The 26,027-nt window shown below is 70.0% G+C and carries 24 protein-coding genes; 16 read left to right on the top strand and 8 right to left on the bottom strand.

Annotated features, from left to right (window positions below; all coding sequences use genetic code 11):
- The 5 genes from VNO22_06625 to VNO22_06605 all read left to right on the top strand — a co-directional run.
- A partial coding sequence (locus VNO22_06625; protein HXG61027.1) for a tetratricopeptide repeat protein occupies positions 1 to 402 on the top strand: 402 nt, incomplete at its 5' end.
- A 58-nt stretch (positions 403 to 460) separates the two neighbouring features.
- Entirely contained in the window at positions 461 to 1,666 is a 1,206-nt protein-coding gene (locus VNO22_06620) for a pyridoxal phosphate-dependent aminotransferase family protein (protein ID HXG61026.1), read from the top strand.
- 44 nt (positions 1,667 to 1,710) lie between these two features.
- Positions 1,711 to 2,211, top strand: a complete 501-nt coding sequence (locus VNO22_06615) for a hypothetical protein (protein HXG61025.1) — start codon at positions 1,711 to 1,713, stop codon at positions 2,209 to 2,211.
- A 10-nt stretch (positions 2,212 to 2,221) separates the two neighbouring features.
- Positions 2,222 to 3,376, top strand: coding sequence for a GNAT family N-acetyltransferase (locus VNO22_06610; GenBank protein ID HXG61024.1), 1,155 nt, complete (start codon positions 2,222 to 2,224; stop codon positions 3,374 to 3,376).
- A 28-nt stretch (positions 3,377 to 3,404) separates the two neighbouring features.
- Positions 3,405 to 4,067, top strand: coding sequence for a DUF1080 domain-containing protein (locus VNO22_06605; GenBank protein ID HXG61023.1), 663 nt, complete (start codon positions 3,405 to 3,407; stop codon positions 4,065 to 4,067).
- Between the two features lie 7 nt (positions 4,068 to 4,074).
- Here VNO22_06605 and VNO22_06600 read toward each other — a convergent pair whose 3' ends face one another.
- The 5 genes from VNO22_06600 to VNO22_06580 all read right to left on the bottom strand — a co-directional run bounded on the left by VNO22_06600 (position 4,075) and on the right by VNO22_06580 (position 11,848).
- Complete coding sequence (locus VNO22_06600; GenBank protein HXG61022.1) at positions 4,075 to 8,925, bottom strand: PQQ-binding-like beta-propeller repeat protein; 4,851 nt, start codon at positions 8,923 to 8,925, stop codon at positions 4,075 to 4,077.
- A gap of 106 nt (positions 8,926 to 9,031) precedes the next feature.
- Positions 9,032 to 9,721 carry a hypothetical protein gene (locus VNO22_06595; GenBank protein HXG61021.1) on the bottom strand — a complete coding sequence of 230 codons (690 nt, stop codon included), beginning with the start codon at positions 9,719 to 9,721 and terminating at the stop codon, positions 9,032 to 9,034.
- Between the two features lie 72 nt (positions 9,722 to 9,793).
- Positions 9,794 to 10,372 carry an RsmD family RNA methyltransferase gene (locus tag VNO22_06590; protein HXG61020.1) on the bottom strand — a complete coding sequence of 193 codons (579 nt, stop codon included), beginning with the start codon at positions 10,370 to 10,372 and terminating at the stop codon, positions 9,794 to 9,796.
- Positions 10,359 to 10,559, bottom strand: coding sequence for a hypothetical protein (locus VNO22_06585; protein HXG61019.1), 201 nt, complete (start codon positions 10,557 to 10,559; stop codon positions 10,359 to 10,361). Before VNO22_06585 ends, VNO22_06590 begins: the two co-directional genes overlap by 14 nt.
- The gene (locus VNO22_06580) at positions 10,556 to 11,848 is read right to left on the bottom strand and encodes a UvrB/UvrC motif-containing protein (protein ID HXG61018.1); all 1,293 of its coding nucleotides are present in this window, start codon (positions 11,846 to 11,848) and stop codon (positions 10,556 to 10,558) included. Before VNO22_06580 ends, VNO22_06585 begins: the two co-directional genes overlap by 4 nt.
- Before the next feature lie 98 nt (positions 11,849 to 11,946).
- Here VNO22_06580 and tig point away from each other — a divergent pair, with 98 nt between their 5' ends.
- The 4 genes from tig to VNO22_06560 all read left to right on the top strand — a co-directional run bounded on the left by tig (position 11,947) and on the right by VNO22_06560 (position 16,506).
- On the top strand, positions 11,947 to 13,290 hold the full coding sequence (tig, locus tag VNO22_06575) for a trigger factor (protein HXG61017.1): 1,344 nt from the start codon (positions 11,947 to 11,949) through the stop codon (positions 13,288 to 13,290).
- A 58-nt stretch (positions 13,291 to 13,348) separates the two neighbouring features.
- Complete coding sequence (locus VNO22_06570; GenBank protein ID HXG61016.1) at positions 13,349 to 13,987, top strand: ATP-dependent Clp protease proteolytic subunit; 639 nt, start codon at positions 13,349 to 13,351, stop codon at positions 13,985 to 13,987.
- A gap of 81 nt (positions 13,988 to 14,068) precedes the next feature.
- A complete protein-coding gene (clpX, locus tag VNO22_06565; protein ID HXG61015.1) occupies positions 14,069 to 15,385 on the top strand; it encodes an ATP-dependent Clp protease ATP-binding subunit ClpX in 1,317 nt (438 codons plus the stop codon).
- A gap of 53 nt (positions 15,386 to 15,438) precedes the next feature.
- A complete protein-coding gene (locus tag VNO22_06560; GenBank protein HXG61014.1) occupies positions 15,439 to 16,506 on the top strand; it encodes an inorganic phosphate transporter in 1,068 nt (355 codons plus the stop codon).
- Between the two features lie 15 nt (positions 16,507 to 16,521).
- Here VNO22_06560 and VNO22_06555 read toward each other — a convergent pair whose 3' ends face one another.
- Complete coding sequence (locus tag VNO22_06555) at positions 16,522 to 17,514, bottom strand: hypothetical protein (protein ID HXG61013.1); 993 nt, start codon at positions 17,512 to 17,514, stop codon at positions 16,522 to 16,524.
- 126 nt (positions 17,515 to 17,640) lie between these two features.
- On the opposite strand from VNO22_06555, the gene VNO22_06550 reads away from it, so the two are divergent.
- From VNO22_06550 to VNO22_06530, 5 genes are read left to right on the top strand one after another with little or no spacing between them, the layout of a single operon-like run.
- Positions 17,641 to 18,339, top strand: coding sequence for a ubiquinone/menaquinone biosynthesis methyltransferase (locus VNO22_06550; GenBank protein HXG61012.1), 699 nt, complete (start codon positions 17,641 to 17,643; stop codon positions 18,337 to 18,339).
- 31 nt (positions 18,340 to 18,370) lie between these two features.
- Positions 18,371 to 18,538, top strand: coding sequence for a hypothetical protein (locus VNO22_06545; GenBank protein ID HXG61011.1), 168 nt, complete (start codon positions 18,371 to 18,373; stop codon positions 18,536 to 18,538).
- Positions 18,539 to 18,586: 48 nt separating this feature from the next.
- On the top strand, positions 18,587 to 20,032 hold the full coding sequence (locus VNO22_06540) for a menaquinone biosynthesis decarboxylase (protein ID HXG61010.1): 1,446 nt from the start codon (positions 18,587 to 18,589) through the stop codon (positions 20,030 to 20,032).
- A gap of 7 nt (positions 20,033 to 20,039) precedes the next feature.
- On the top strand, positions 20,040 to 20,978 hold the full coding sequence (locus tag VNO22_06535; protein HXG61009.1) for a hypothetical protein: 939 nt from the start codon (positions 20,040 to 20,042) through the stop codon (positions 20,976 to 20,978).
- Positions 20,867 to 21,496, top strand: a complete 630-nt coding sequence (locus tag VNO22_06530) for a flavin prenyltransferase UbiX (GenBank protein HXG61008.1) — start codon at positions 20,867 to 20,869, stop codon at positions 21,494 to 21,496. The genes VNO22_06535 and VNO22_06530 overlap by 112 nt, the downstream gene beginning before the upstream one ends.
- Positions 21,497 to 21,508: 12 nt before the next feature.
- Here the strand turns inward: VNO22_06530 and aroA are convergent, their stop codons facing one another.
- Positions 21,509 to 22,798, bottom strand: coding sequence for a 3-phosphoshikimate 1-carboxyvinyltransferase (gene aroA, locus VNO22_06525; GenBank protein ID HXG61007.1), 1,290 nt, complete (start codon positions 22,796 to 22,798; stop codon positions 21,509 to 21,511).
- A gap of 85 nt (positions 22,799 to 22,883) precedes the next feature.
- Here aroA and VNO22_06520 point away from each other — a divergent pair, with 85 nt between their 5' ends.
- Positions 22,884 to 24,329, top strand: coding sequence for a VCBS repeat-containing protein (locus VNO22_06520; protein ID HXG61006.1), 1,446 nt, complete (start codon positions 22,884 to 22,886; stop codon positions 24,327 to 24,329).
- Positions 24,330 to 24,395: 66 nt separating this feature from the next.
- Positions 24,396 to 25,133 (top strand): PilZ domain-containing protein, encoded by a 738-nt coding sequence (locus VNO22_06515; protein HXG61005.1) that lies wholly within the window; start codon positions 24,396 to 24,398, stop codon positions 25,131 to 25,133.
- A gap of 10 nt (positions 25,134 to 25,143) precedes the next feature.
- Here the strand turns inward: VNO22_06515 and VNO22_06510 are convergent, their stop codons facing one another.
- Positions 25,144 to 26,013 carry a serine hydrolase gene (locus tag VNO22_06510; GenBank protein HXG61004.1) on the bottom strand — a complete coding sequence of 290 codons (870 nt, stop codon included), beginning with the start codon at positions 26,011 to 26,013 and terminating at the stop codon, positions 25,144 to 25,146.
- Positions 26,014 to 26,027: the final 14 nt, after the last annotated feature.

Raw genomic sequence — 26,027 nt, 5'->3', positions numbered from 1 at the left:
GACGAGGCGCGCGCCGACTACGAAGAGGCCCTCTATCAGGCTCCGGACGACATCGGACTGTACCTCGACAAGGGCCGCCTGGAACTTGACGCGGGCCGACCGGACGAGGCCCGGGCCACCGCGGACCGGGCCCTGGCGCTCCAGCCCAACCACGCGGGCGCCCGGACCCTCCGCGCGGAGGCCCTTCTGGTTCGGGGGGACGCCGAGGCCGCCGCCGAGGACGCCGGTCGCGCTCTCGAAATCGACCCCCTCCGAGCCGAAGCCTTCCTCCTGCGCGGTCGCGCCTTCCTCGCCCGCGGCCTGAAAGAGCGCGCCGCGGCCGACCTGCGCCGGGCGATCGAACTGCGCCCCGACCTGCGTCCCGCCGCGGCCCCCCTCCTCGCCGAGGCCGAGCGCCCGTAGACCCCCGCGTCCCAATTGTTTGCTTGCTTTCCCGAACTTCGAAGTTACAATCCCCGCGATGGGGAGCCCCAAGGCCGACCTCTTCCAGAAGTGCCGCAGCTACACCCGCCACAAGGAAGCCGAAGCCAACGGACTTTATCCCTATTTCAAGGCGATCGAGTCCGGCGCGGACGCGGAGGTCATGATCCGCGGCCGCCGCATGATCATGATCGGATCCAACAACTACCTCGGCCTCACCACCCACCCCAAGGTCAAGGAAGCCGCCAAGCGGGCCATCGATAAATACGGGTCCGGCTGCACCGGCTCGCGCTTCCTCAACGGGACGCTCGACATCCACGAGGAGCTGGAGCACCGCCTGGCCCGCTTCGTGCGTAAAGAGAAGGCGCTCCTGTTCTCCACCGGCTTCCAGACGAACCTCGGAACGATTTCCACCCTGGTCGGAAAGGACGACGTCATCCTCTGCGACCGGATGAACCACGCCTCGATCATCGACGGCTGCCGCCTGGCCTGGGGCCGCACCATCAAGTTCAAGCACAACGACATCGAGGACCTCGAAAGAATCCTCACCTCCGTCGAAATGGAGGAGGCCAACGGATCCATCCTCGTCATCACCGAGGGCGTTTTCTCGATGGAGGGAGATCTCGGCGTGCTTCCCGACATCGTGGCCCTCAAGCGGAAGTACGGTTTCCGGATTCTCCTCGACGACGCCCACGGCATCGGCTACATGGGGCCGGGCGGCCGCGGCACCGCCGAGCATTTCGGCGCCGAGGCCGAAACCGATCTCATCATGGGCACGTTTTCCAAGTCCTTCGCCTCCCTCGGCGGGTTCATCGCCGGAGAAGGCGACGTCATCGACTACATCAAGCATCACGCGCGGGCGCTCATCTTCTCCGCCTCCATGCCGCCGGCCAGCGTGGCCACCGTCCTGGCCGCCCTGGACGTCATGGAGCGCGAACCCGAGCATCGCGAGCGGCTCTGGCGCAACACCCGCAAGATGCAGGCCGCCTTCCGCTCCATGGGCTTCAACATCGGCCGGACCCAGTCCCCCGTGGTGCCCATCATCATCGGGGACTTCGAGAAAACCCTGATCTTCTGGAAGGAACTGTTCGAGGCCGGAGTGTTCGTCAACCCCATCGTGTCGCCCGCCGTGCCCCCGGACATGTGCCTCCTGCGGACCAGCTACATGGCCACCCACACGGACGACGAACTGGACCGGGTTCTCGAGATCATGGGGCGGATCGGCAAGAAACTCGGCGTTCTCTGACCCGGTCGGGTCCGGCGAAGCACGCCCCGCAGGGAAAGTTCGCCATGGATCCCACGACATGGACGTGTCCCGGATGCGGCCAGAAGTTCGGGCCCGAGGTCCGGGTCTGCCCGCTCTGCAAGGTCACCCAGGTCATCCGCCGCGCCGCGCCCGCGGAGGAGGAACGCGCCGTCTTTTCCGCCGAGGACCTCGAGGTCGAGCTGCCCCTGGCGCTGCCCGGGGCCCGCTTCAGCGTCCCCACCGAGGGAGGACCGGTCTGGACGAGCGGATCCCTGGCCGCCTGCGAGGCCGGCCTCTTCCTTCTGAGCGACAAGGACGGACTGGCGCCCGAAGAGGCCGTGCGCCGGCCCCCGGGCGGCCCCGGACGCGTCGCATCGCTTTCCCTCTTTCTGCCCCGCGGCTTCGTCCGGCGCGTCGTCCACCACCGCCTGGCCGGATACTTCATCGAAGCCCCCGACGCGAAAATCCCCCTGCGGCTCGATCCGGCCGGCTGGAAGGCCCTCGACGCGGCCTGCCGCCGCCTGGGAATCCCGACCGCCGGATGAACCGACCCCTATGAGCCAAGTCATCGTCGAACCCGTCCGCGACCGCGCCGCCCGGGAGGAATTCCTGCGGCTCCCCTGGCGGCTCTACGCGGAGGACCCGAACTGGGTCCCGCCCCTTCTGGCCTCCGAACGCAAGATCCTCGACCCCCGCCGCAACCCGTTCTGGGCGAACGCCGAGGCGGAACACTTCCTCGCCCGGCGCGAGGGGCGCGCCGTGGGCCGCATCTCCGCGATCCTCAACCGCCGGCATAACGAGATCCGCGGGGAATCCACCGGCTTCTGGGGATACTTCGAATGCGAAAACGACCCCGAGACCTCCGGCGCCCTCTTCGACCGCGCGGCCGACTGGCTGCGCGCCCGGGGGCTCTCGCGCATGCTCGGACCCGCCAACCCCTCCCTCAACGACCCTTGCGGTCTCCTCGTGGACGGCTTCCAGTGGCCGCCCTTCGTCCTGATGAACTACAACCCGCTCTACTATGTCCGCCTCGTCGAAGGCGCCGGCTTCCGAAAGGCCATCGACCTCTGGGCGTACATCCTGGTCCACAACGAAATCGTCCGCGCCCGCGTCGATCGCGTGGCGGCCCAGGTCCGCGAACGCGGAGAGATCGTCCTGCGGGAGATCCGCCCGAGCCGCCTGGACGAGGAACTGGAGATCGTCCAGTCCATCTACAACGACGCCTGGGAGAAGAACTGGGGCTTCGTTCCCATGACCGAGGACGAGGTCCGCTTCGTCGCCGGGGACCTCAAGGCGATCCTCCTCCCGGAACTCGCCTACATCGCCGAAATCCGCGGAGAGCCCGCCGGCTTCGCCTTCGCGCTCCCGAACATCAACCTCGTCCTCAAACGCTGCAACGGCTCCCTCTGGCCGTTCGGATGGTGGTACTTCCTGCGCTTCAACCTGCGCAAGATCCCCACGTTCCGCCTCGTGGCTCTGGGCGTCCGTCGCAAGTACCAGAACCACGGTCTCGGAACCCTCTTCTACCAGAAGTTCATCGAGGTCGGCCTGGCCCGCGGCTACCGGGCGGCGGAGCTCTCCTGGGTGCTCGAGAACAACGACCTCATGAACCGTCCCATCCGGGAAATGGGCGGAAAACCCTACAAGACCTACCGACTGTACGAGAAACCCCTGTCCAGCCCGCCCCCCGCGGGGCCCGATCCGCGTTAATAATAGAAAGAATCTCGGGAGAACCCCCATGACGCGCACGCTCCTGCTGGTCCTGACCGCGGCGGCCGCGACGCAGGCCGACGACGGCTTCGTCCCTCTCTTCAACGGCAAGGACCTCTCCGGGTGGGTCCAGCGGGGCGGACAGGCCAAATACCGCGTCGAGGACGGCGCCATCGTGGGCTCCTCCGTGCCGAATACCCCGAACTCCTTCCTCTGCACCGAAAAGGAATACGGGGACTTCATCCTGGAACTGGAATTCAAGGTGGACCCGGCCCTCAACTCCGGAGTCCAGATCCGCAGCCAGTGCTTCGAGGAGGCCCGCGAAGTGGAAATCGGCGGCAAGAAATTCAAGATCCCCGCCGGCCGCGTCCACGGGTATCAGGTCGAAATCGACCCTTCCCCGCGCGCCTTCAGCGGGGGCATTTATGACGAAGGCCGCCGGGGCTGGCTGGCCGACCTCAAGAACAACGAGGCCGCCCGCAAGGCCTTCAAGCCGGGCGAATGGAACGCGTTCCGCATCGAGTGCCGCGGGAACTCGATCCGGACCTTCATCAACGGAGTCCCCGCGGCCGATCTCAAGGACGACGTCACGCCCAAGGGCTTCATCGCCCTCCAGGTCCACGGTGTCGGAAAGCGGACGGAGCCCCTCGAGGTCCGCTGGCGGAACCTTCGAATCAAGGAACTTCGGTAGGCGGGCGCTACTCCCCGTAGACCTGAACCGCCTCGCGGGCGCTCACGTACAAGCGCCCGCGCCACAGCTCCGCCGGAGGCCGCGCCGACGCCCCCGCCGGATCCGCGGGAACCGAAAGATCCGTGTGCGCCAGATGAAGGTAACCTCCGCGCGCCTTGTCGTAGACGACGGCCACGCCCCCTTCCGGCGCCTGCCCCGGCACGGCCGCGTGCGAAGCGGAAAAGACCACGAAAGCGTTTTCCTCGGGAAGAACGGCCCACGCGACCGACGGGCCGGCCCCCAAGACCGGCGCCGGGGCGTCCCAGACCAGCGGATCCTCCCCTTCCCGCATCTCCCCCCGTAACGCGGTCAGAAACGCGCGATCCGATCCGGGACCGCCTCCTTCCCGCGGAACGTTGTAGACGTAAAGGATCCCTTCCCGGTCCGCCGGCGGCTCGATCGGCCGCCCCGCCGGAAGCGTCCGGCCCTCCGGAAGCTGAAGCCGGACCTCCCGGCCGTCCCGGAACACGCACAGACGGTAATCGCCTCCGGGTTGAGCGGGCGAAACCGACAGGCAGACGACCGACGGCCCCAGAACGGAAAGGCCGCACGCCCCCGCCCCCGGCGGAAGATGCCGCGCCTGAAGGGCGATCTCCATGGGCTTGCGCCCTCGCTCGATCGGCATCCCGTACAGCATCCGCTCGCGCCGGTCGTTGGTCAGATCCGTCACATAATAGAGATAGCTCCCGTCCGGTTCCGCCGCGAACGCCTGAACCTGCCCCTGCAACGGACGCCGGAAGAGAACGCGCCCCTCGCGCGCCTCCGCCGCCAGCTTCCAGACGGAAAGCTCCCGGTTCCCGGATCGCGTCTGATCGAGGAGAAAAGTCACCGCGTCCGAAAGGTACGGGCCGAGGAAGAGGATCCGCGCGCCCGCCGGGGCCTCCGCATCCCGCTCGAACACCCTGGCCCAGAGCACCTGGCCGGTGGCGTCGCTCAGGCACAAAAGACGGTCGAAGGGAGCCTCGGAGCCGTCCCCATCGGTCCCGCTCCGGACTTCCCGCGTCCCCCGTTCGGTACCGCGGGGGGAATCCGGGGCCTCGAGGAGATAGAGCCTCCCGTCCGTGGCGTGAAAGGCCTGGATCCGGCACGAAGGGCGCAGTCCGCGGAAGACCCAGCGAGCCCGGCCGGTCGCCGGATCGAGCCAGGCCACCCGGTCCTCCCACGCGACCGCCAGGCCGTAGTCGCGCGTGAAGGCCGCGCCCACCACGACCGGACGTCGATCCGGCGGATGGCCGCCCAGCATGACCCGCGTCCGCACGGCGCGGTCCCCGCGGCGCAAGACGATCTCCACCGCCTCCCCCGGCGCGTGACGGCTTCCGATGTCCTCGAGCGTTTTCTCGTCCGCCGGCTTGCCGTCCACCTCGACAAGGAGATCCCCGGGCGCCAGCCCCGCCTCCTGAGCGGGTGAACCGGACCGCACGTCCGTCAGCCGGACTCCGAAAGACTCTTCGGACGCCGCCCGGCCCTGAACGCCCAGATACCCGCCGGGACAGGGAGCCGCCCACAGGCGCTGCTTCCGCTTCAAGTCCCAGAGCTCCACACTCGAGCCACGGACGAAAAGCTCCAGCGCCGCCGAAAATCCCGGAGGCTCGATCCCCCGCGGGCGCAGCGGCCAGTGGCCCAGCCCCGCGCCGTCCGCCTCCGCCGGCGGCCGGATCGCCTCCAGCTCGGCCGTGCGCGCGGGCAACCCCCGGCCATGGACCCGCTCGGCCGGACGCGCCCCCAGCTCGCGCCGGCGCCGCTCGACGTACTCCCGAACCGTCGCGCCCCCGTCCCGCGACATCTTCTCGTCCGGAAATCTCTCGGCGAACTTCCCGAGCTCGAACCCGAAGCGCTCCCAGTCGCCCAGCTTCTCCAGGAGCTCCAGAAGGTCCTGGTACGCGTCGAACGGAAGCTCCGTCTTGAAGCGGTCGCGGAATTCGTCGTAGAGCCCCCGCAGGCGCTCGAGCGACCCGCCCTCGCGCAGCAGATCGCGCAGCCGCCGCCAGGCGTCCCGCGCGCTGCGCGAGTTGGGAAAGCGCTCCAGAATCCCGCGGAGGGCGTCCGCTCCCTCCCGCTCCGCCTGGCGCAGCGCCTCCGCCGCGCGGCGCTCCACCTCGTCGTAGGCGTCCGGGGCGCGGGTCACAATCTCCTCGATCCGGCGCCGGGCGTGCTCCCAGAGGGTGATCGCCTGCTCGGACTCCCTCCGGTAAAGCTCCCGGCCCCCTTCCAGCAGACGCTGCCAGTGAGTGACCGCGTCCTTCCAGCGCTCCAGGCGCTCGTACGTCTCGGCCATCTTCCGCGTGGCCAGCGCCTCGGATTCGGCGTCGTAGGCAAACTCGCGCGCGGTGCGGTAGAACTCCAGCGCTCGGTGGAGCGAACGCGTATCCCCCACCGCGCCGGCCGCCTCGTCTCCCCGCCGCAGGAAAATGGCGTGAAGCTCGCCGCGCACCTGGCGGGCCCGGGCTTCGTGCCGCGGGTCGCCTTCCGCCGCCCGGACGAACCCGAGGTACGCCTCCGCGGCCTCCTCCAGGCGCCCGTTCTGGCGCATGAGATCCCCGAACTCCAGGAACGACTCCGCGTGCGGCGGGCTCTGGCCGAGCCGCCGCGCGAACTCCGCGCGCAGCGTCTCCGCGTCGGCGTAGACCGCGACCTTCGACCCCGCGGCCACCAGAGACCGGCCCGCCACGAGCAGGTTCCCGCCCTCCCCCGCTTCCCTCCAGGGCCGCCGCTCCAGCGTCTTCCACGTCCACAGGTCGTACACCGCCAGCGCCCCCGCGGGATCTCCGCCCGCGGGACCGGACACCGGAAGATAGAGGAGCCCCTCGGCGATCGCCCCCCGACCGGATTGCGAAACGTTGGCTCCCGTCAGCTCATGCGCCGCTCCGTTGGAGAGCCGGATCACGAAGCTCTGCGTCCCCGTCGCCACGAGCCAGTCGTCCGACTCCGTCTCGACCACCCCCTGCAGGCGGTGGATGGAGTTCCACACCAGACGGTCCGACCCCACCCGCCATTCGACGGGACTCCCCTCCCGCGCCTCGAAGACCAGAAGCGGCTCGGCGTCCTGCGGCAGGACGAAGACGCGCCCCTTCCAGACGACCGGCGCGTTGGACGGCCTCAGCGAAGGCGTCTCGACCATGCCGCCGGCCACCCGGGGCGAGCGGCGGGGATATCGCGTCAGCCACAGGACATGCCCCGAAACGCCGTTCAGCGCCGCGACCACGCCCAGGTTCGTCTGCGCGTAGACCGTGCCCCCGTGAACGGTCAAAAGGGTGGGACTGACCGACAGGCGCGCCGGACCCCACCCCAGGGCGTTCAGGCGCGCCAGATTCACCGAGGCCAAAAACGTGGTCCAGAGCGGCCGTCCCGTCTTCTTGTCGAGGCACAGGACGCGGCTTTCCTGCTCCCCCAGCGGCGAGGTGCAGATCCCGACGTACAGCCGGTCTCCGTCGACCACGGGCGGCGACGAGAACGAGAAATTCCGATCGAAGAATTCCTTCCCCGCGGCCCGGACGGCGTCCCGGAGGGGCGGCAGGTCCGTGTCCCACACGCACCGGCCCGTGGGGATGTGCAGGCACTTGAGCGAGGTGGTGCCCTCGAAGGGGTCGTTGGCGAGCTGGCCGCCCTCGCGCGGGCGCGTCCGCAGGTCCGAGTACATCGTGACGTAGGCGTACTCGCCGTCCACCGCCGCGCCGATGAGCGGCCGGTTGACGACCAAGCCGCCCGCGTTGGGCGAAGGTCCGCGCACGATCGAGCCGTCGCGCGGATATTTCCAGTAGACGCCCGCCGTGGTCGAGGAACCGCGCACGCGGGCGGGATCGAAGGCCACCACCCGGGAGCCGTCGGTGACCAGAACGTAGTCCTTCCCGCCCAGACGCGCCGCGGCCGGGATCAGCGGGAAATCCCCGTAGGGCGGCGCGGGAGCGGATTCCCCGCCGCGCACCACGACGCGCCGCCCGCGCAGAACGACGAGGTTCTCGACCGAAGCGGGCGCGGCGGGCGTCTCGGCCCCCCGGTCCGCCGCGAAATCGTACGTCCACCGGCGGATGTCGTTGCCCGCCGCCGGGCCGCGGCGCGGGAGACCGTCGGCCGCGTCGGGCACGTCCGGAAACGGAACCGGCCGCCGGGGGCGCGGCGCCGGGGACACGTTCAGGCCGGCCAGGTACGCGGCCAGGGCCGTGCGGCGGCCTCCGACGGCCACCTCCCCCGCCAGGCCCTTCGCGGCCACCCAGGCGCGGAGGCTCTGCAGCAGGGCCTCGTCGCCGGCGGCCGCCCCCGCATGAGCCAGGCGCGCGGCGGTCACGGCCGGCGGGAGATCGCTGTCCGGGTAGAAGCGCAGCAGGCGGTTCCAGTGGAAAATGGCCTCCTGCACGCGGCCCTCGTCGAACGCGCGGGAGGCCAGGAAATCGAGCGCCTCGTCGGCCGCGCTGGAGAAGAAGTAGTCTTCCACCGCCTTCTCGAGGGCGGCGCGGTCGCCCGCCTCGCGGGCCTTCTCGAAAGCCGCCTTCGCGCGACCGTCGTACTCGAGGCGGTAGTATTCGTACGCCTCACGGGGAAGCGCGGAAAGACGCCCCGTAAGGTATTCCGCCAGACTGACGTAGGAGGAGGCCCCTCCGGGCCGGGCCTTCACGACCACGACCTTGCGCGCGTAGCGCCGCAATCCGTGCGCATAGTGCTCGAAAAGGCCCTTCCAATCCCGCGCCTCCTCGCACTTGCGGATGCGCTCGAGGAAGTCGTCCTTGACCTCGTCGAGATAGACCTCGTCGGCGGGCTGGGAGGAAGGCGGAGCGGAAGCCGCCGCGAAAAGCGGCGCCAGCCAAAGGATCCTCCATGCGCGCATCGCGCCCCTCGCCTCAATGCCGAACGACGTGGATTCTACTACTCTATTGGACGGGGAGGAAGCCCCGCGCGTTGCGCGCCCGAGGGAGCCGTTTCCGGATCCTCCCCTACTTGAACTGGCGCAGGAGCTGGAGGAAGCGCTTCACCTCGGCATGGACCCGCCGCGACTGGGAGACCACGAGCATCCCGTTGGCCAGGGAGATCGAGGCGTTCGGATTTTCCTCCCAGCTGCGGTCGCCCGTGTTGGCCTTCACCATTTCGACGATGAACTCCTCCGTCAGGATGCTCCGGGGCTCCTCCAGCGTGAACGCCGCCCCCACGAGCGGCCCGCCGCCCTGAGCCGACGGAGAAACGAGCTCCACCTTCGGACCCGGAAAGTCCTGAAGCTTCACGAGAAGGTCCCGGACGTCGTAGATCTGGAGCGCCACGACGTGGTCCACCTTTTCCTTGGGGACCACCAGGAGAACCCCTTCACGGTACGTCGCCGTCAGCCCTCGGCCGTTCAGGAGCAGCTTGAGGCAGGACTTCAGGAGCAGATCCTTCACCCGCAGCGTCACCTTGAGCTGGTCGGGCGAAAACTTCTGGGATACCTCCGCGTCCAGAACGATGTTGATCCCGCTGAAATCGCGCAGAAAGGAGATCGCCTCCTCCAGGGCCATGTCCTGGAAGTCGACCGAGACACGCATCGAATTGAGCTTGTTGACGACTTCCGCGTGCCGGGGATCCCGCTCCAGCCCCCCCTCTTCCTGAACCGCGGGGAAAACCGCCGCCAGCGCCGCCGCCAGGATCGTCATCATGGTCTTCTCCTTTTCTCCCCGATCCATCCTACCGACGCCGCCGGAAGGCGCCGGTAAAACGGGAACCGCCCGTCAGCGCCCGGCCGCGGGGGCGTACAGGGTCACGGACGTTCCCCCGTAGCGGCGTTCGTCCGCGATCGTCCCGCCGGCCACCTCGCCCAGGCCGCCTCCGGAGGGATGTTCCACGACCACAAGTCCCTCCGGCGCGGTCACCCCGCGCGCCAGGAGCGTCTCGACGAGCCGGCGCATCGGGGCCGGGCGCTCGCGGTAGAGGGCGTACGGCGGATCCACGAAGACGATCTCCCGGGGCCCCAGCCGCTCCGCCTCGACGAAGGCGTCCGCCCGGCGGGCTTCGCCGCGGTCGGCGAAGCGCAGGCGCTCGAGGCTCCGGCGGATCGCCTCCACGCAGCGGGGATCGAGGTCGAGGAAAATCGCGTGGGCCGCGCCGCGCGAAAGGGCTTCGATCCCCAGGCTCCCGGTCCCCGCGAAAAGGTCCGCGACGCGGGCCCCCTCCAGGCGGGGCCGGAGGATCTCGAACAGCGAGACGCGCAGGCGGGCCAGGGCGGGCCGGACGTCCAGGCCGGGCACGCTGAAGAGCCGGGCGCCCTTGGCCGTTCCCCCCGTCAGGCGGGGCCCGTCAGGCCTTCTCATGGACGGGGGCGGACCCGAGGCCGGTCCGCGCCTTGCGGATTTCCGGGGCCAGGGCCACCGAGAGGCAGATCCCCAGAACGAACAGCGCGAAAAGCACCAGCGTCACCCAGGCGAGCACCACGAACCAGCGCCGATCGCGCGGTGCCGGAGCGGGGTCGTTCGGGGCGGTGGAGGGAGCGTCGTTCATTCGGCGAGAGCCTTGCGGCGAAGCAGATGGTGATAGTGCTGGGCGAACCGATGCGCCTCGTCGCGCACGTACATGAGGAGGCGCAGGGCGGGGGAGGACTTGGCCACAGGGAGAGGCCGGCCGTCGCGGAACAGGGTTTCCTCTTCCTTGGCCAGGGAGAGCGTCACGGGCGGGCGGACCCCGAGCGCGGCCAGCGCGTCCGCGGCCGCGTGGAGCTGGCCGGCGCCGCCGTCCACGAGAAGGATGTCCGGGAAAACCCGCCCTTCCTCTTCCAGGCGGCGGTAGCGCCGCGAAACCACCTCCCGGATCATCGCGTAGTCGTCGATCCCTTGCACGGTGCGGATTCTATATCGGCGATAGCCGCTCTTGAAGGGAATCCCGTCCACGAAGGTAACGACGGAGCCCACGCTCTGGCCGCCCTGCAGGTGGGCGATGTCGATCCCCTCGATCGTCCGCGGCGGGCCCGGCAGGCCGAGGAGCCGCCCCAGCTCCTCGAGGCCGTCCTTGGGGTCCAAAGGGGTGATGTCCCCCTCGATGTATTCCGCCTCGGCGTGCCGGGCCAGGTTCTCGAGAGCTCGGATCTGATCGCGAAGCTCCGCGGCCCGTTCATATTCCAGGCGGCGGGCGGCCTCGGCCATGGCGCGGCGCAGGTCGGCCAGGACGTCGTCGCGGCGCCCCCGCAGGAACGCCCGCAGCCGGTCCACGTCCTCGAGATACCGCTCCCGGGAGACGCGATCGGCGCACGGCGCCGTGCAGCGGCGCAGCGCGTGCAGGAGGCAGGGGCGGAAAAAGCGCCGCTTGGGATCGTCGGCGCGGATATCGAGCGAGCAGGTGGCGAACCGGAAGACTTTCTGGAGCACGCGCACGGCGTCGCGCAGATCCCCGGCGCTCGTGAAGGGCCCGTAGGTTTCGGCGTCCACGTCGTCGGTCTCCCGCACGATCCAGACCTTCGGGAAGTCGTCGTAGCGGGTGATCGCCAGCATCGTGAAGGATTTGTCGTCCTTGAGCTTTTCGTTGTAGCGGGGCTGGATGTCCTTCACGAGGCGCGCCTCCAGAAGGAGGGCGTCCACTTCGGACGGGGCCTGGAGGAACTCCACGTCCTCGGCGCGGGCGACCATGGCGCGGATGCGCGGATCGGCGGGCGTGTCCTGAAAGTAGGTGGAGACGCGGGCCCGCAGGTTCTTGGCCTTGCCGATGTACAGCACGGTCCCCCGCGCGTCCTTCATGAAGTACACGCCGGGCGTTTCGGGAAGGCGGGCGAGGATTTCCTTGGCTTTCTCGGGCGCCACGGCCGCGTTATAGCAGGAACGGCCCCGCGGGTCCACCCGGGCGATCCGGCCGGGTTTTGCTTTGACTTCCCCCCGGGGCGTCATTAGAATACCGCGCCATGACCGAGACCGCCGAGACGGAAGAAAAGAAACTTTCGCCGCGCGTCGAAAGCCAGGACGTCGGACCCTGCAAGATCAAGCTGCGCATCGAAGTCGGGGCCGACCGGGTCAAGGAGCTCATCGACGACAAGTACCGGGAGCTCAACGAGTCCGTGGCCCTCCCCGGGTTCCGCAAGGGCCACGCCCCCCGCAACCTCCTGGAACGCAAGTTCGGAAAGGCCCTCCTGGAGGACCTCAAGCTCGAGCTCATCCATCGCTCGTTCGACGAGGCCCGGGAGGAACGCAAGCTCGAGCCGGTGGGAGAGCCGCAGGTACAGGACGGCGAAAAGCTCGCCCTCGAGGAAGGCAAGCCGTTCGCCTACGAGATCGTCCTGGAGGTCCGACCGAACTTCGAGGTGAAAAACTACGAGGGCATCCGCGTCAAAAAGCCGCGGATCCGCGTCGAGGACGCGGAGGTGGATCAGGCGCTCCAAGCCTTCCGCGAATCCAAGGCGGAACTCGTGCCCGCCGAGGACCAGACGGCGCGCGCCGAGGATCAGGTGATCGCGGACCTCTCGCTCGTCGCCGACGGCAAGGAAATCGACCGCGCGGAAAACAACGATTTCATCCTGGGCCCGGACATCTTTTTTTACGGGAAGCCCCTTCCCGACTTTCACACCGCGCTCGTGGGCAAGAAGCCCGGCGACGAGGTCGAATACCGGCTGACGCTCCCGGACGACTTCGTGCCCAAGGCCTACGCCGGCAAGGAAGCCGTGGTCCGGGCGACGATCAAGGGAATCAAGCGCAAGCGCCTGCCCTCCCTGGACGACGAATTCGCCCGGAAGCATTTCGACATGGACAGCCTGGAAGAGCTGCGCCGGGACGTGCGCAAGCGCCTGGAGCGGGAGAAGGAGGCTCAGGCCCGGGAGCAGATGGCCGCGCAGGTCGTCGAGGAGATCGTCAAGGCGAACGATTTCCCCATGCCCGAGGGTCTCATCGAATCGGGGGCCGAGGAGGCGCTGCGCCGGATGCACCTGGAAATGGCGCTCCGGGGCGCCCCGGAAGAGGAGATCGAGAAGAGCCTCGAACAGGAGAAGAGTCGCTCGCGGGAACAGATGGCCCGGGCGCTCAAGGAGCATTTCATCCTGGAGAACCTGGCGCGCAAGGAGAAGATTTTCGTCACGGAGGACCAGGTGGAGGAGCGCGTGGCCCAGATGGCGGCGCGCCTCGGCCGCTGGCCCCACGAGATGCGGGCGTATCTGGAGGAACAGGGGCTGATGACACCGCTGCGCCGGCGGATGCGCGAGGATCTCGTGCGGGAATTCCTCCTGTCCAAGGCCGTGATCGAAGAGGAGGCGGGGTAGTCGGGCCCCGAGCGGGGCCTCCGCCTCCCGAACGCCGCTTTACGTCGGGTCGAACGCTATGGGCTATCTCACGCCGATCGTCATCGAGAAAACCGGGCGGGGCGAACGCTCGTACGACATCTGGTCGCGGCTCCTCAAGGACCGCATCATCTTCATCGGCACGCCGATCGACGACTACATCGCCAACCTCGTCATCGCCCAGATGCTCTTCCTCCAGATGGAGAACAAGAGCCAGGACATCAACATCTACATCAACACCCCCGGGGGGTACGTGATGTCGGGCCTGGCCATCTACGACACGATGCAGTTCGTCCACTGCGACGTGGCGACCTACTGCATCGGACAGGCCTCCAGCATGGGCGCGCTGCTCCTGGCGGCCGGGACGAAGGGCAAGCGCTACGCCCTGCCCCACTCCCGCGTGATGCTGCACCAGCCCGCGGGCGGCACCCAGGGCACCGCGGCGGACATCAAGATCGCCGCCGAGGAGATCGTCAAGCTCAAGAAGATCATGAACAAGCTCTTCTCCAAGCACACCGGTCAGCCCGTGGAGAAGATCGAGCGGGACAGCGACCGGGACTTCTACATGTCCGCCGAGGAGGCCAAGAAGTACGGGATCGTCGACGAAGTCGTCGAATCCCTCAAGGAGCCCCCGTCCCGCGGCGGCGGCGACATGGCGGCCCGGGAAGAGCGTTCCTAGGCCCGTCGGACCGCGCGTTTTCCGCGCAAGCCGGAAGGCCGGTCCCGGACGATATAATAGGGCGAGGAGGAAACCGCGCTCATGACGACCCGCAAACGGAGCACCGACGACCGGTTCTGCACCTTCTGCTCCAAGAGCCGCAGCGAAGTGGACAACCTCATCGCCGGCCCGGGAGAGATCTGCATCTGCGACGAGTGCGTCGAGATCTGCAACCAGATCCTCAAGGTCGAAAAGAAGCCCCGCAAAACCGCCAAGTCGGGGCACCGGCCCTACCCCCTCAAGCGCCTCCCCAGCCCGGCCGAGATCAAGGCGGAGCTCGACCGGTACGTCGTGGGTCAGGAACGCACCAAGAAGGCCCTCGCCGTCGCCGTCAACAACCACTACAAGCGCATCATGCATCCGATCGACGGCGATGTGGAGATCGAGAAATCCAACATCCTGCTCATCGGGCCCACGGGCTGCGGAAAGACGCTCCTGGCCCGCACCCTGGCCCGGATCCTCGACGTCCCCTTCGCCATCGGCGACGCCACCACCCTCACGGAGGCGGGCTACGTCGGCGAGGACGTCGAGAACCTCCTCCTCAAGCTCCTGCACGAGACGGACTTCGACGTCGAACGCGCGGAGCGCGGAATCGTCTTCATCGACGAGATCGACAAGATCGCCAAGACGTGGAACAACCCCTCGATCACCCGCGACGTCTCCGGCGAAGGCGTCCAGCAGGCGCTTCTCAAGATGCTCGAGGGAACCGTCTCGAACGTCCCCCCGCAGGGCGGCCGCAAGCATCCCGAGCAGGAATACATCCAGGTGGACACGACCCACATCCTTTTCATCTGCGGCGGGGCCTTCGACGGACTGGAGAACATCATCGCGCGGCGCCGCGGCAAGAAGCAGATCGGCTTCCGGACCGACGTGCCGGCCGGCGTGGACATGGACGAAAAGGAGCTGGGCGACATCCTGGAACTGGTGGAGCCCGAGGATCTCGTCGAGTTCGGCATGATCCCGGAATTCGTCGGCCGCCTGCCGGTTCAGTGCGTGGTGCGCCCGCTGACGGAGGACCAGCTCACCCAGGTGCTCGTCGAGCCCAAAAACGCCATCCTCCGGCAGTACAAGCGGCTGTTCGAGATGGAGAACGCTCGGCTCGAATTCACGCCGGAAGCCCTCCGCGCCATCGCCCGCCGGGCGCTCGAAAAGAAAACCGGCGCCCGCGCCCTCCGGCAGCTCGTCGAAAGCCTGATGCTGGACGTGATGTTCGACCTGCCCTCGCGCAAGGACGCCCGCGAGTACGTCATCACCGAGAAGAACGTGCTGGGGCAGGAGCCCATCGTCGCGCGCCCCCTCAAGGCGGCCGCCCCCGCCAAGAAAGAAGGCGCGGACGGCTCCAAGAAGGAAACGGCCTGAAACGCGCCCCGCTTTCCGAAACGCCCGGCGGCCCGCGGCCGTAAGACGAAAGGATGACGGCGGCGATCCTGACGCTTCTGGTCGGCCTGGCCCTCTCGTTCGCCAACGGCGCCAACGATACCTTCAAGGGCGTGGCCACGCTCTACGGCGCGAGGGTGTCGTCCTACCGGACCGCGCTCGCCTGGGCCGTGGTCGCCACCTTCGCGGGCGCCCTCCTGTCCATTCTCGCCGCGCGCGCCCTTCAGGCGAAATTCTCGGGCTACGGCCTGGTCGATCCGGCGACCCTGGGGCGGCCGCGCTTTCCGGCGGTCCTGGCCGCGTCGGCGGGCTTGACCGTACTTCTGGCCACCCGCCTCGGGATGCCCATCTCCACCACCCACGCCCTCGTGGGAGCGCTCTCAGGAACGGCCCTCCTGGCCTCCCCCTCCCTCGGCACCCTGGCCCCGCTGGGCGCCGCCTTCTTTCTTCCGCTCGTCCTGGGCCCCCTCGTCTCCCTGAGCCTCTCCTGGGCGGCCCAGCGCGCCGTGCGAACCCGCGAGCCGCGGTGCCTGTGCGTGGCGGACAGGGCGACCGGCCCGACGACCCCGACCGTTCCTGCCCTCGTCGCGGGCACCGAGGCGCAGTGCGCGGCCGTCGGCGCGCGACAGGTCCTTACGGAATCCGGGTTTCTGCGCGCCGTCCACTTTCTTTCGGCGGGAGCGGTCAGCTTCGCCCGGGGACTTAACGACACCCCGAAGCTCGTCGGCGTGGTCGCGGCGGGAGGTTTCGTTTCCGGCAGCGCCTCCGCCGCCATCGCGATCGGCCTGGCCATGTCCCTCGGCGGCATCGTCGGATCCCGCCGAATCGCTCAGCGCATGAGCCGGGATCTGACCCCCATGTCGGAAACCCAGGGAACCGCTTCCAACGTCCTGACCGCCGCGCTCGTGGGCGCCGCCAGCGTCTTCTCCCTGCCGGTTTCGACGACTCACGTCTCCTGCGGAACGATCTTCGGCCTGGGCGCCGCTCGCGGGGAGCTCTCGCGGCGATGGACCGCCGCCATCGCGGCTTCCTGGCTGTTCACGCTTCCGGCGGCGGGGCTTCTCGCCGTCCTCCTCTGGCCCGCCCTGGCCTTCCTCGGCTGACGCGCGCCGGCCCCGTCAAAACCGGGCCATCCGCACGAGCGCCCGCAGTTGCCGGGCGACCTCGGGGTCCGCTCCGGCCTCCTCGCCGTCGGCCGCCGCGATCCCCGCGCGGTCCCGGCGCGGAATCACCCGCCGCAGCCGGGGCGTCTCGCGAAGCGCCGCCAGAAACGCGCGGTCCGGATGACCTTCCGGAAGCAGCCCCTCCGAACGAGCCAGAAGCGGCTCCACCTGCGGCCGCCCCGGCCCCATCCCGCGCACGATCTTGTGCCAGGCGAGCGACTCCAGCCGGGGAAACCCGGTCCGACGAAGCTCCGCCACCAGCCGGCGCGCCTCGGCCAGCGCCGCGGCCGTGGGCCCCGCCCGGAGGTTCAACGCCACCGCCTCCAGCGCCATCCGCCGCGAAAGAAGCCACGAGCCCGACCGCGCCGCCGCCCGCTGCGCCGCCTCCACGTGCTCCCGCGCCCGCGCCAGGCGCCCCAGCCGCACCCACGCCTGCGCCAGAAGGTGATGCGCCAGGGTCTCCGCGTCCGCGTCCCCGGACTCCCACGCCGCGCCCATCGCCGCCTCGAACGCCCTCCGCGCGGCCGTCCAGTCCCCTTCGAGCAGCCGCTCCAGCCCCCGCGCCATCGCCCCCAGCCCGAGAAGGCGCGGCGTCTCCTCCCCCCGCCCCAGCGTCTCCACCACCCGCGCCACTCCCGAAAGCGCCGCGAGGTCCCGCAGCCGCGACGCGTTCAGGAGCGCCCGCGCCGCCGCCCGCGTGTAGAAGGGCTCGTCCCGCACGGGATCCGCCGCCCCCACCGCCAGCGCGTACAGGTGCCGCGCCGCCTCGAAACGCCCCTCCAGCTCCTCCGCCTCTCCCAGCGCCAGGCACAGCTCCCCCCGCACCGCCAGAGGAAGCTCCCGCGCCCGCGCGGAGTAGAATTTCCGGAGCGCCGCCGCCCGCGCCCGCGAAGGCCTGCGCCCCCACGCGGCCGCCAGGGCCCGGGCCCGCCCGATCGTTCCGCTCATGGCGCCGGACGTTATCAGGAACCCGAACGTCGCGCAAGAAAATCGAATCGCCGGACCGATGAACGGAAACGGCCCCCGCGATTCGTCCTTCCCGAAGCGCACCCCGTCCTTTAGAATCGCTCCCCTATGGTCGACAAGTCCCCCGCCCGCATCCGGGCCATGTTCGACCAGATCTCCCCCCGCTACGACTTCCTCAACCACCTGCTCAGCCTCAATTCGGACGTCCTCTGGCGCCGCCGCGCCGCCGAACGCCTCGCCGGCGCCCGCCTCGTCCTGGACGTCTGCTCCGGCACCGGCGACCTCGCCTTCGAAATCCACCGCCGCTCCGGCGCCCGCGTCGTCGGCACCGACTTCTCCCGGCGCATGCTCGACCTCGCCCGCCTGAAGGCCCGCCGGCGCGGCCTCGAACGCGACATCCGCTTTCAGCAGGCCGATACCCTCCGCCTGCCGTTCCGCGACGCCGCCTTCGACGCCGTCGCCGTGGCCTTCGGACTGAGGAACGTCGCCGACCCCGCCCGCGCCCTGGCCGAAATGGCCCGCGTCGCCCGCCCCGGCGGCGACGTCCTCGTCCTCGAATTCAGCCTCCCCCCCTGCGCGCTCCTGCGCCGCGCCTACCTTCTCTACTTCAGCCGCGTGCTTCCCCGCGTGGGCCGATGGATCGCCCGCTCCGAAATCGACGCCTACCGCTACCTCCCCGATTCGGTGGCCCGCTGGCCCGATCCCGAGGCGCTGACGGCCGCCCTGGAACGCGCGGGACTCCGCGACGTCTCCTGCGAACTCCTCTTCGGAGGCGTCGCCGCCCTCCACGTCGGCCGCCGCCCTTGATCCCCCGCCCCCGCGGCGTTATCATCGCCTCATGAGCGTCCCCTCCTACGAGGAGCCCCCCGCCCACCCGCCCGGATTCGAGCCCCCCACGGACGTCGACGTCCCCTGGTACGCCTGGGTCCTCTGGCCTCTGGCGATCGTCTCCCTCCTGGCCGTCGCCTGCGCCCTCTTCCGCGCCTTCGCCGGGTTCTTCTCGTAGGACGCCTTCTTCTGGCCAACGCGCCCCGCGCCGGTTAGACTCCCCGCCATGCCCTACCGAGACCTGCCCCACTTCCTCGAGGCCCTCGAGGCCCGCGGACTCCTGCGCCGCATCCGCGCCGAGGTTTCCCAGGACCTCGAGATCTCCGAGATCACCGACCGCACCGTGAAGCGCGGGGGACCGGCGCTCCTGTTCGAAAACGTGCGCGGCCATTCCGTCCCCGTGGCGATCAACCTCTTCGGCACCCGCGAGCGCATGGCGCTGGCGCTCGACGTCGATACCCTCGAAAAACTCCCCGACCGCCTCGGCGCCATCCTCGCCCTGGCCATGAACCCGCCGACCGGGGGCTTCCTCGAGAAACTCAAGACCCTTCCCAAGCTCCTCGAAGCCGCCAGCTTTCTTCCCAAGTCGGTAGGAGGCGGCCGCTGCAAGGACGTCGTCCTCCGCGGCGACCAGGTGGACCTCGAGCGCTTCCCCATCCTCACCTGCTGGCCGCGCGACGGCGGACGCTTCATCACCTTCCCGCTCGTTTTCACCTACGACCCCGAAACCGGCCGCCGCAACGTCGGCACCTACCGCATGCAGGTGTACGACAAACGCACCACCGGCATGCACTTCCACTGGCACAAGGACGGCGCCCGGCACCTGCGGAAATCGCGCGAACCCCTCCAGGCCGCCGCCGTCATCGGCTCCGATCCCGCCATGTGCTTCGCCGCCACCCTGCCCCTTCCCCCCGACGTGGACGAAGTCCTCTTCGCCGGCCTCATCCGCCAGGAGGGCGTCCGCCTCACCCGCTGCGAAACGGTCGACCTCGAAGTCCCCGCCAACGCGGAAATCGTCCTCGAAGGCACGATCGACCCCGCCGAACGCCGCCGCGAGGGCCCCTTCGGCGACCACACGGGCTACTACTCGCTCGAGGACGACTTCCCCGTCTTCCGCGTCCAGGCGATCACCCATACCGCCCGCCCCGTCTACCACACGATCCTCGTCGGCCCTCCCGTCCAGGAGGACGACTTCATGGGCTACGCCATCGAGCGCCTTATGCTCCCGCTCATGAAAATGCAGCTCCCCGAGCTCGTGGACTACCACATGCCGTTCGAAGGCGTCTTCCACAATCTCATGCTCGTCTCCATCCGCAAGCAGTACCCCGGCCATGCCCGCAAGGTCATGCACACGATCTGGGGTCTCCCCCAGGCCATGTTCACCAAGTGCATCGTCGTCGTGGACGAGGACGTCAACGTCCACGATTACCGCGAAGTGTGCTGGAAAGCCCTCAACCACATCGACCCCGAACGCGACATCGAATTCGTCCTGGGCCCGATCGACATCCTCGACCACGCCTCGCGCCTGCCCGGCTACGGCTCCCACATGGGCATCGACGCCACGAAGAAGTGGCCCGGCGAAGGATTCACCCGCCCCTGGCCCGACGAGATCCGCATGACCCCCGAGATCCGGGCCCTCGTGGACCGGAAGTGGCGCGATCTCGGGTTATAATCGCCGCGTGCCCTGGACCATCCTGCTCGAGGAAGACGTCGCCGTCGATCCCCGCAAATACGGCCCCCTCGTGGCGCCCGCCCTGGGCCTCACGGTGCTGGAGGCGCGGCTGGCCGTGCGGCGCGGCCGGGGCATCTTCCTGGAACGGCTGGCCGAAGCGGACGCCCGGCGGATCGTCGAGGAGCTCGCGCGCGACGGAATCCGCGCGCGCGCGGTGCCGGAGGAGCGCCTCCCCTCCCTGCCCCCGCCCCGAAAGGCCGTGGCCCTCGAGCGCGGCGACGAGGTCCTGACCTTCACCCCCGCCGCGGGAGAGGGACCCGAGGCGATCCCCTGGGAAGCCGTGGCCGTCGCCTCGATCGGCCTGATCGCCCGCCGCGACGCGGCGTCCTTTCCCGGCAACCCTTCCTTCGCCGGCGTCCCCGCCCTCCACAGGCTCGACCCCGCCGAGCGCGAAATCCTGCGCGAAAATCTGATCCTCAAACTCAGCCCCCCCGCGACGGCGCCGGCCGCCCCTCCCGAGAAGCTCTTCGAAACCCTCGACGAGCGCCACGGCCGCGACGTGCGCGTCTACGCGGATCTCGTCACCGAAGACCTCGGAACGTGGCTTCGCGTCCCGATGGAGGAAATCGCCTACGCCGCCCGCCCCGGCGGCGTCCGCCTGGGCGGGGCGTGGGGATTCGAGCTTCTCGTCGAAGACCTCCGGCGGCGCCGCCCGGAGGCGCTGACGGGAATCGCCTTGAAGTTGCTCGGAGGGGCCGATATAACGGAGCTCGTCTTCCCCCGGATGGAGGAATTCACGCGCCACACCGCGTGGTGCGCCCTGACGAGGACCTTATGGCCGACCGGCGCTACGTCGTCGCCCTCACCGGAGCCTCCGGAATCGTCTACGGACGCCGGCTCCTCGAGTGCCTCGTCCGGTCCGGCGCCCGGGTCCACCTCGTCGTAAGCGACGCCGCCGCCAAGGTCGCCGCCCACGAACTCGGCCTGCCGCTGGATCCGGCCGAGGGACCCGCGGTCGTGCGCGCGCTCCTCGGGGAGGAGTCTCCGCGGGTCCTCTGTCACTTCTGGAAGGATCTCGAAGTGCCGATCGCTTCGGGATCGTACCGCCACGACGGCATGGCGGTCTGCCCCTGCTCGGGGGGAACGCTCGCGCGGATCGCCTCCGGGGCGTCCTCCAACCTGATCGAGCGGGCGGCGGACGTCTGCCTCAAGGAACGGCGGCGCCTGATCCTCGTGCCGCGCGAGACGCCCCTTTCGGAGATCCACCTCGAGAACATGCTCCGCGTCACGCGCGCGGGGGCGATCGTGCTTCCGGCCTGCCCGGGCTTCTACAGCGGCGCGGACTCGGTCGAGCGCCTCGTCGATTTCGTGGTCTCGCGCGTCCTGGATCACCTGGGCGTGGAGAACGACCTCCTCGAACGCTACGGCGAGCCCGCCCGGCGCCGCCACCCCGAGGAGGAGTGAGGCGCCCGGACGTCAGGGCAGCCGCCGCACCCGCAGTCCCTGAGCCTCCAGGGTCTCGAAGAATCCCGGGAAGCTTTTCGAGACGCACTCCGGGTCGCGGATGACGATCCCCGGCGCCGCGGCCGCCGCCACCGCGAAGCTCATGGCCATCCGGTGGTCCTTGTAGGTGTCGATCTCCGCGGCCCGCAGGCGGGCCGGCGGATGGAGCGTGAATCCGTCCGGGCCCTCTTCGACGCGGGCGCCCAGCTTGCCGGCCTCGCGGGCGACGGCGGCGATCCGGTCGGTCTCCTTGACCCGCAGGTTGGCCACGCGGCGCACGCGCGTGGGACCGCGGGCGAACAGCGCCACGCACGCCAGCGTCTGCACGGAGTCGGGCATGTCGTTCATGTCCACGTCCACGCCCCGGAGCGGGCCTCCCCGCACCTCGATGGCGTCCTCGTGGACGGCGACCTCGCAGCCCATCTCGCGCAGCACCCCGGCGAAGCGCAGCTCCCCCTGCCGCGAGCGGGAGCCCACGCCCCGCACGCGCGCGAAGCCCCCCGTCGCCGCCGCCAGCGCCAGGAAGTAGTTCGCGCTCGCCCCGTCGCCGGCGATGGCATAGTCGCGCGCCCGGTAGCGCCGGCCCGCCGGCACCCGGAAGCGCCGGTAGTCCTCCCGCTCCACCTCCACGCCGAGATCCCGCATCACGTCGAGCGTGATCTCCACGTACGGCTTCGACGTGGGCTCGCCGGCCACGTCGATCTCGACCGCGCCGGCCGCCCCCGGCGCCGAAAGCAGAAGCGAGGAGACGAACTGGCTCGAAGTGTCCCCGCGCACCGCCGTCCGCCCGCCCGCCAGCCCGCGGGCGCGGATGTCGAGGGGCGGGAACCCTTCCGAGCCGGCGTAGGCGATCGAGGCTCCCAGCCCCCGAAGCGCCTCCACGAGCCCGCCGATCGGGCGCTCCCGCATGCGGGCGTCGCCGTCCACGCGGAACGCGCCGCGCCCCAGGCAGAGAAAGGACGTCAGAAACCGCAGCGCCGTGCCCGCGTTGCCGAGGAAGAACTCCCCCTCGGAGGCGGGCGCCGCCCCGCCGCGGCCATCCACGACGAGGATCCGCTCCGCCTCGCGCGCCTCCACCGGAATGCCCGCGCGCCGCAGCGCCCCGACCAGGAACCGCGAATCGTCCGAGAGCGACGCGTTCGTCAGGCGCGTGCGGCCCTCGGCCAGCGCGGCCGCCACCAGCGCCCGGTTCGTGAGGCTCTTCGAACCGGGCACCTCGACGTCCAGCCGCACCGGGCCGGAAGGATCGATCGCGATCTTCATGGGCGGGCCTACTATATCAGGTTCGCCCCCGCGATCCCACTTCCCGCCGTTGACCGCCTTCGGGGAGATCCCGTAGACTCCCTTCATGCGGGCGCTCGCCGCTCTCCTCGCCCTCCTCCAGGATCCCGCGTTCGAGACGCGGACCCTCGAGACCGGAGGCCGCGCCGACCGCATCGTCGCCCGCGACCTCGACGGCGACGGCCGCGACGACCTCGTCGTCCAGAACGGCCGCGACCTCCACGTCTTCCTCCAGGATCCCCGCCGGGGCTTCCCCGATCAGCCCCTCCAGGTCCTGCGCCTGGAGCCCACCGCCTTCCTCTGGACCCTGGCCGCCCTGGACGGTCGCCCCGCTCTTCTCACCGCCGGCTCCCGCGCCGTCCAGGGACGCCCCTTCGGCCCGGGCGGCTTCCGCGCCGAGCCGGCCGACCTGGCCGTCCATCCCTCCCTCTTCGAGGGAACCCTGGCCGAAGGCCGCGCGCCGCTCTTCCTCGACTTCGCCCCGGACCTCGACCGCGACGGCCGCCCGGACCTCGTCCTCTTCCTCAAGGACGCGCTCCTGCTCCTCAAGCAGCATCCCGGCGGGGAGTTCCGCGCCCTCCAGAAAGTCCCCTTCCCCGTGGAAACCGCCATCGCCGTCCCCTGGGCTCCCCATCAGAAACTCACCGAGATCACGACCGTCCCCGTCCTCGCCCTCGGCGACCTGGACGGAGACGGCCGCCCGGATCTCGTCACGTCCCGGGACGAAGCCCTCATCGCCTGCCTCCAGGGCCCCGACGGCCGGTATCTTCCCCCGCGCTCGTTCGACCTCGCCGCCGAGCGCCGCCGGCGCCGCGTGCGCCTCCTCCAGTTCGAGGTCCCTCCCCGCCTCGGCGACTTCAACGGCGACGGGCTCCTCGACGTCGTGCTCGTCTACCCCTCCAAAGGGCGCGTCCACGCCTACTACGGCCGCGCCGGACGGACGGACTTCACCCAGCCCGACGACGTCTTCCACGTCGGCGACGGCTGGTCCACCGGCGTCTACCTCGAAGACCTCGACCGGGACGGCCGGCCCGACCTCGTCATGGGCGTCATCCGCAAGTTCGGCGTCACCGAAGGCGTCCAGGTCTTCCTCTCCGGACGCGTGGATCTCGAGCTGCACGTTTTTCCCATGACGCCGGCCGGTCGCTTCTCCAAGGACCCCGTCCAGGAACTCCGGTTCTCCATCCCCTTCTCGTTCCAGCTCACCCGCGAGTCGATCGAACTCGATCTCGTCTTCCGCCCCAACTTCCAGGGCGATTTCAACCGCGACGGCCGCCGCGACCTCCTCGTGGCCGAAGACGCCCGCACCCTGCGCCTTTACCCCGGCGTGCCCGAACGTTTCCTGGCCGACGCTCCCGCGGGCGCCGTGACCCTCAACCCTCCGCCCGAAACCTCGCTGACGGAACCCTTCGTGGCCGACCTCAACGGCGACGGCGTCTCGGATCTCATCCTCCGGCACACGCTTTCGGTGCGGCCGCCGCGCCACGCCCTCGAACTCAAGCTCTCCCGGTAACCCGGGGGTCCTTCCCCGCCGCCCGATCGCGCATTAGAATCGGGAATAGAGAGAAGGGGGAAACGCATGTCCGCCGAACGCCGCCGCGATCTCCGCCTCCGCCCGGACGCGGACGTCACCGTCACCTGCGTCGCCGACGAATCCGCCTGGCGCGGCGCGCCCTACAACCTGGCGCGCGGTCTTGTGGACCTCGGGCCCCGCGGCGCCCGCCTGGTCACGGCGGGACGCCTGCGGGAACATCTGGCCGTCGTCGTGGACGTGGCCGCCCTGGACGGCACCGCCCGCCTGCGCGCCCGCGGCCGCGTGCGCTGGTCCCGCACCCTCGGACGCGACGGCCCCAGCCTCGCCGGCATCTGCTTCGAGCGCATTGTCTCCTGCTGGGGCGACCGGTTTCGGTTCCTGGCTCCTCCGTCGCGCTCCGACGCCCGACCGTCCGGCGCCCGCGACCCCCAGCGCCGCTTCGCGCGCTTCTCGCCCTCCACCGGCCCCGTGACCTGCCGGGCCCGCGGACTCTGGCGCCTCCTGGGACTCTCGGCGAACGCCGCCCGCCGGCTCCAGGACCTCAGCCTCGGAGGCACTCACCTCGTGTGCGGCCGGCCGCTCGACCCCGGGCGACGCGTGGATCTCGTGGTGGACCTGCGCCGTCCCGCCGCCCGCCTCGAGGCCGAAGGGGAAGTCCGCTGGTGCCGGCGCGACACCCTCTCCCTGGAACCCCGCTGGCACGTGGGCGTCGCCTTCCGCCACCTGCCGCCCCTCTCGCGCGCCCACCTGGTCACGGCGGAGAAGCTCTACCTCGGGTTCTGACCGCGCCCGCTCATTCGTCCGAAGGGCCCAGCTCCTCGTACACGGCCTGCGCCGCCGCTTCGATCGCCTCCACCCCGCCGTCCCGCTCTCCGCCCGGCCGCTCCAGGACGTTCTCGAGGAAAATGCACAGGATGTACGGACGCCCGGGAAGGCGGACCCAGCCTACGTCGTGCCTCCCGCCCGGGAGCGAACCGCTCTTGTGGCCCACGGGAACCCCGCGCGGCACGCCCGCGGCGATCCGCCCGCGCGAGGTCGCCTCGAGCGTCCGGATCATCGCGCCGCACGCCTCCGGCGTCAGGATCTCGCGCCGCAGGATCGCCCCCAGAAGGCGCCCCATCTCGCGCGCCGTCGTCCAGTTCTCGCGCCCTTCCCGCCGCGCCTCGAAATCCATGAAGAGCCGCTCCAGCCGCGTGACCGAAAGTCCCAGCGACCGGGCCCGCGCGTTGACGCGCTCCGGTCCCAGCCGCCGCAGAAGAAGATTCGACGCGGTGTTGTCGCTCTCGGCGATCATCTTGCGCGCGAGCTGCGCGTACGTCCAGGCCGTGCCCGGCCGCTCCCGCCGCAGCGACCCCGTGCCCCCCACCTGATCTTCCTCCAGGAGCGTCACCGAGTCCGAAAACCGGAACGTCCCCTCGAGCGCCTGCGCGTGCGCCTCGACGAGGATGAGAACCTTGAGGGTGCTGGCGCCCGGAACGGGACGGTCCGCGTCCAGGGCGAGGATCTCGCGGCCGTTCATCCCGCCGAGCCACACGGAAGGCCGGGCTTCCGGCGCGTGCGCGGCGATCGCCCGGCGTACCCGAAGCTCCAGGCGCGTCGCCGCCGGAGCCGCCTCCGCGGCGCACCCCGCGACCGCCAGCACCGCCAGCGCCGCCGCCCGCATGAGCTTCAGGCTAC

The sequence above is a fragment of the Planctomycetota bacterium genome (assembly GCA_035574235.1).
Taxonomy (GTDB): Bacteria; Planctomycetota; MHYJ01; order MHYJ01; family JACPRB01; genus DATLZA01.
This window is presented reverse-complemented; position numbering and strand designations above follow the sequence as displayed.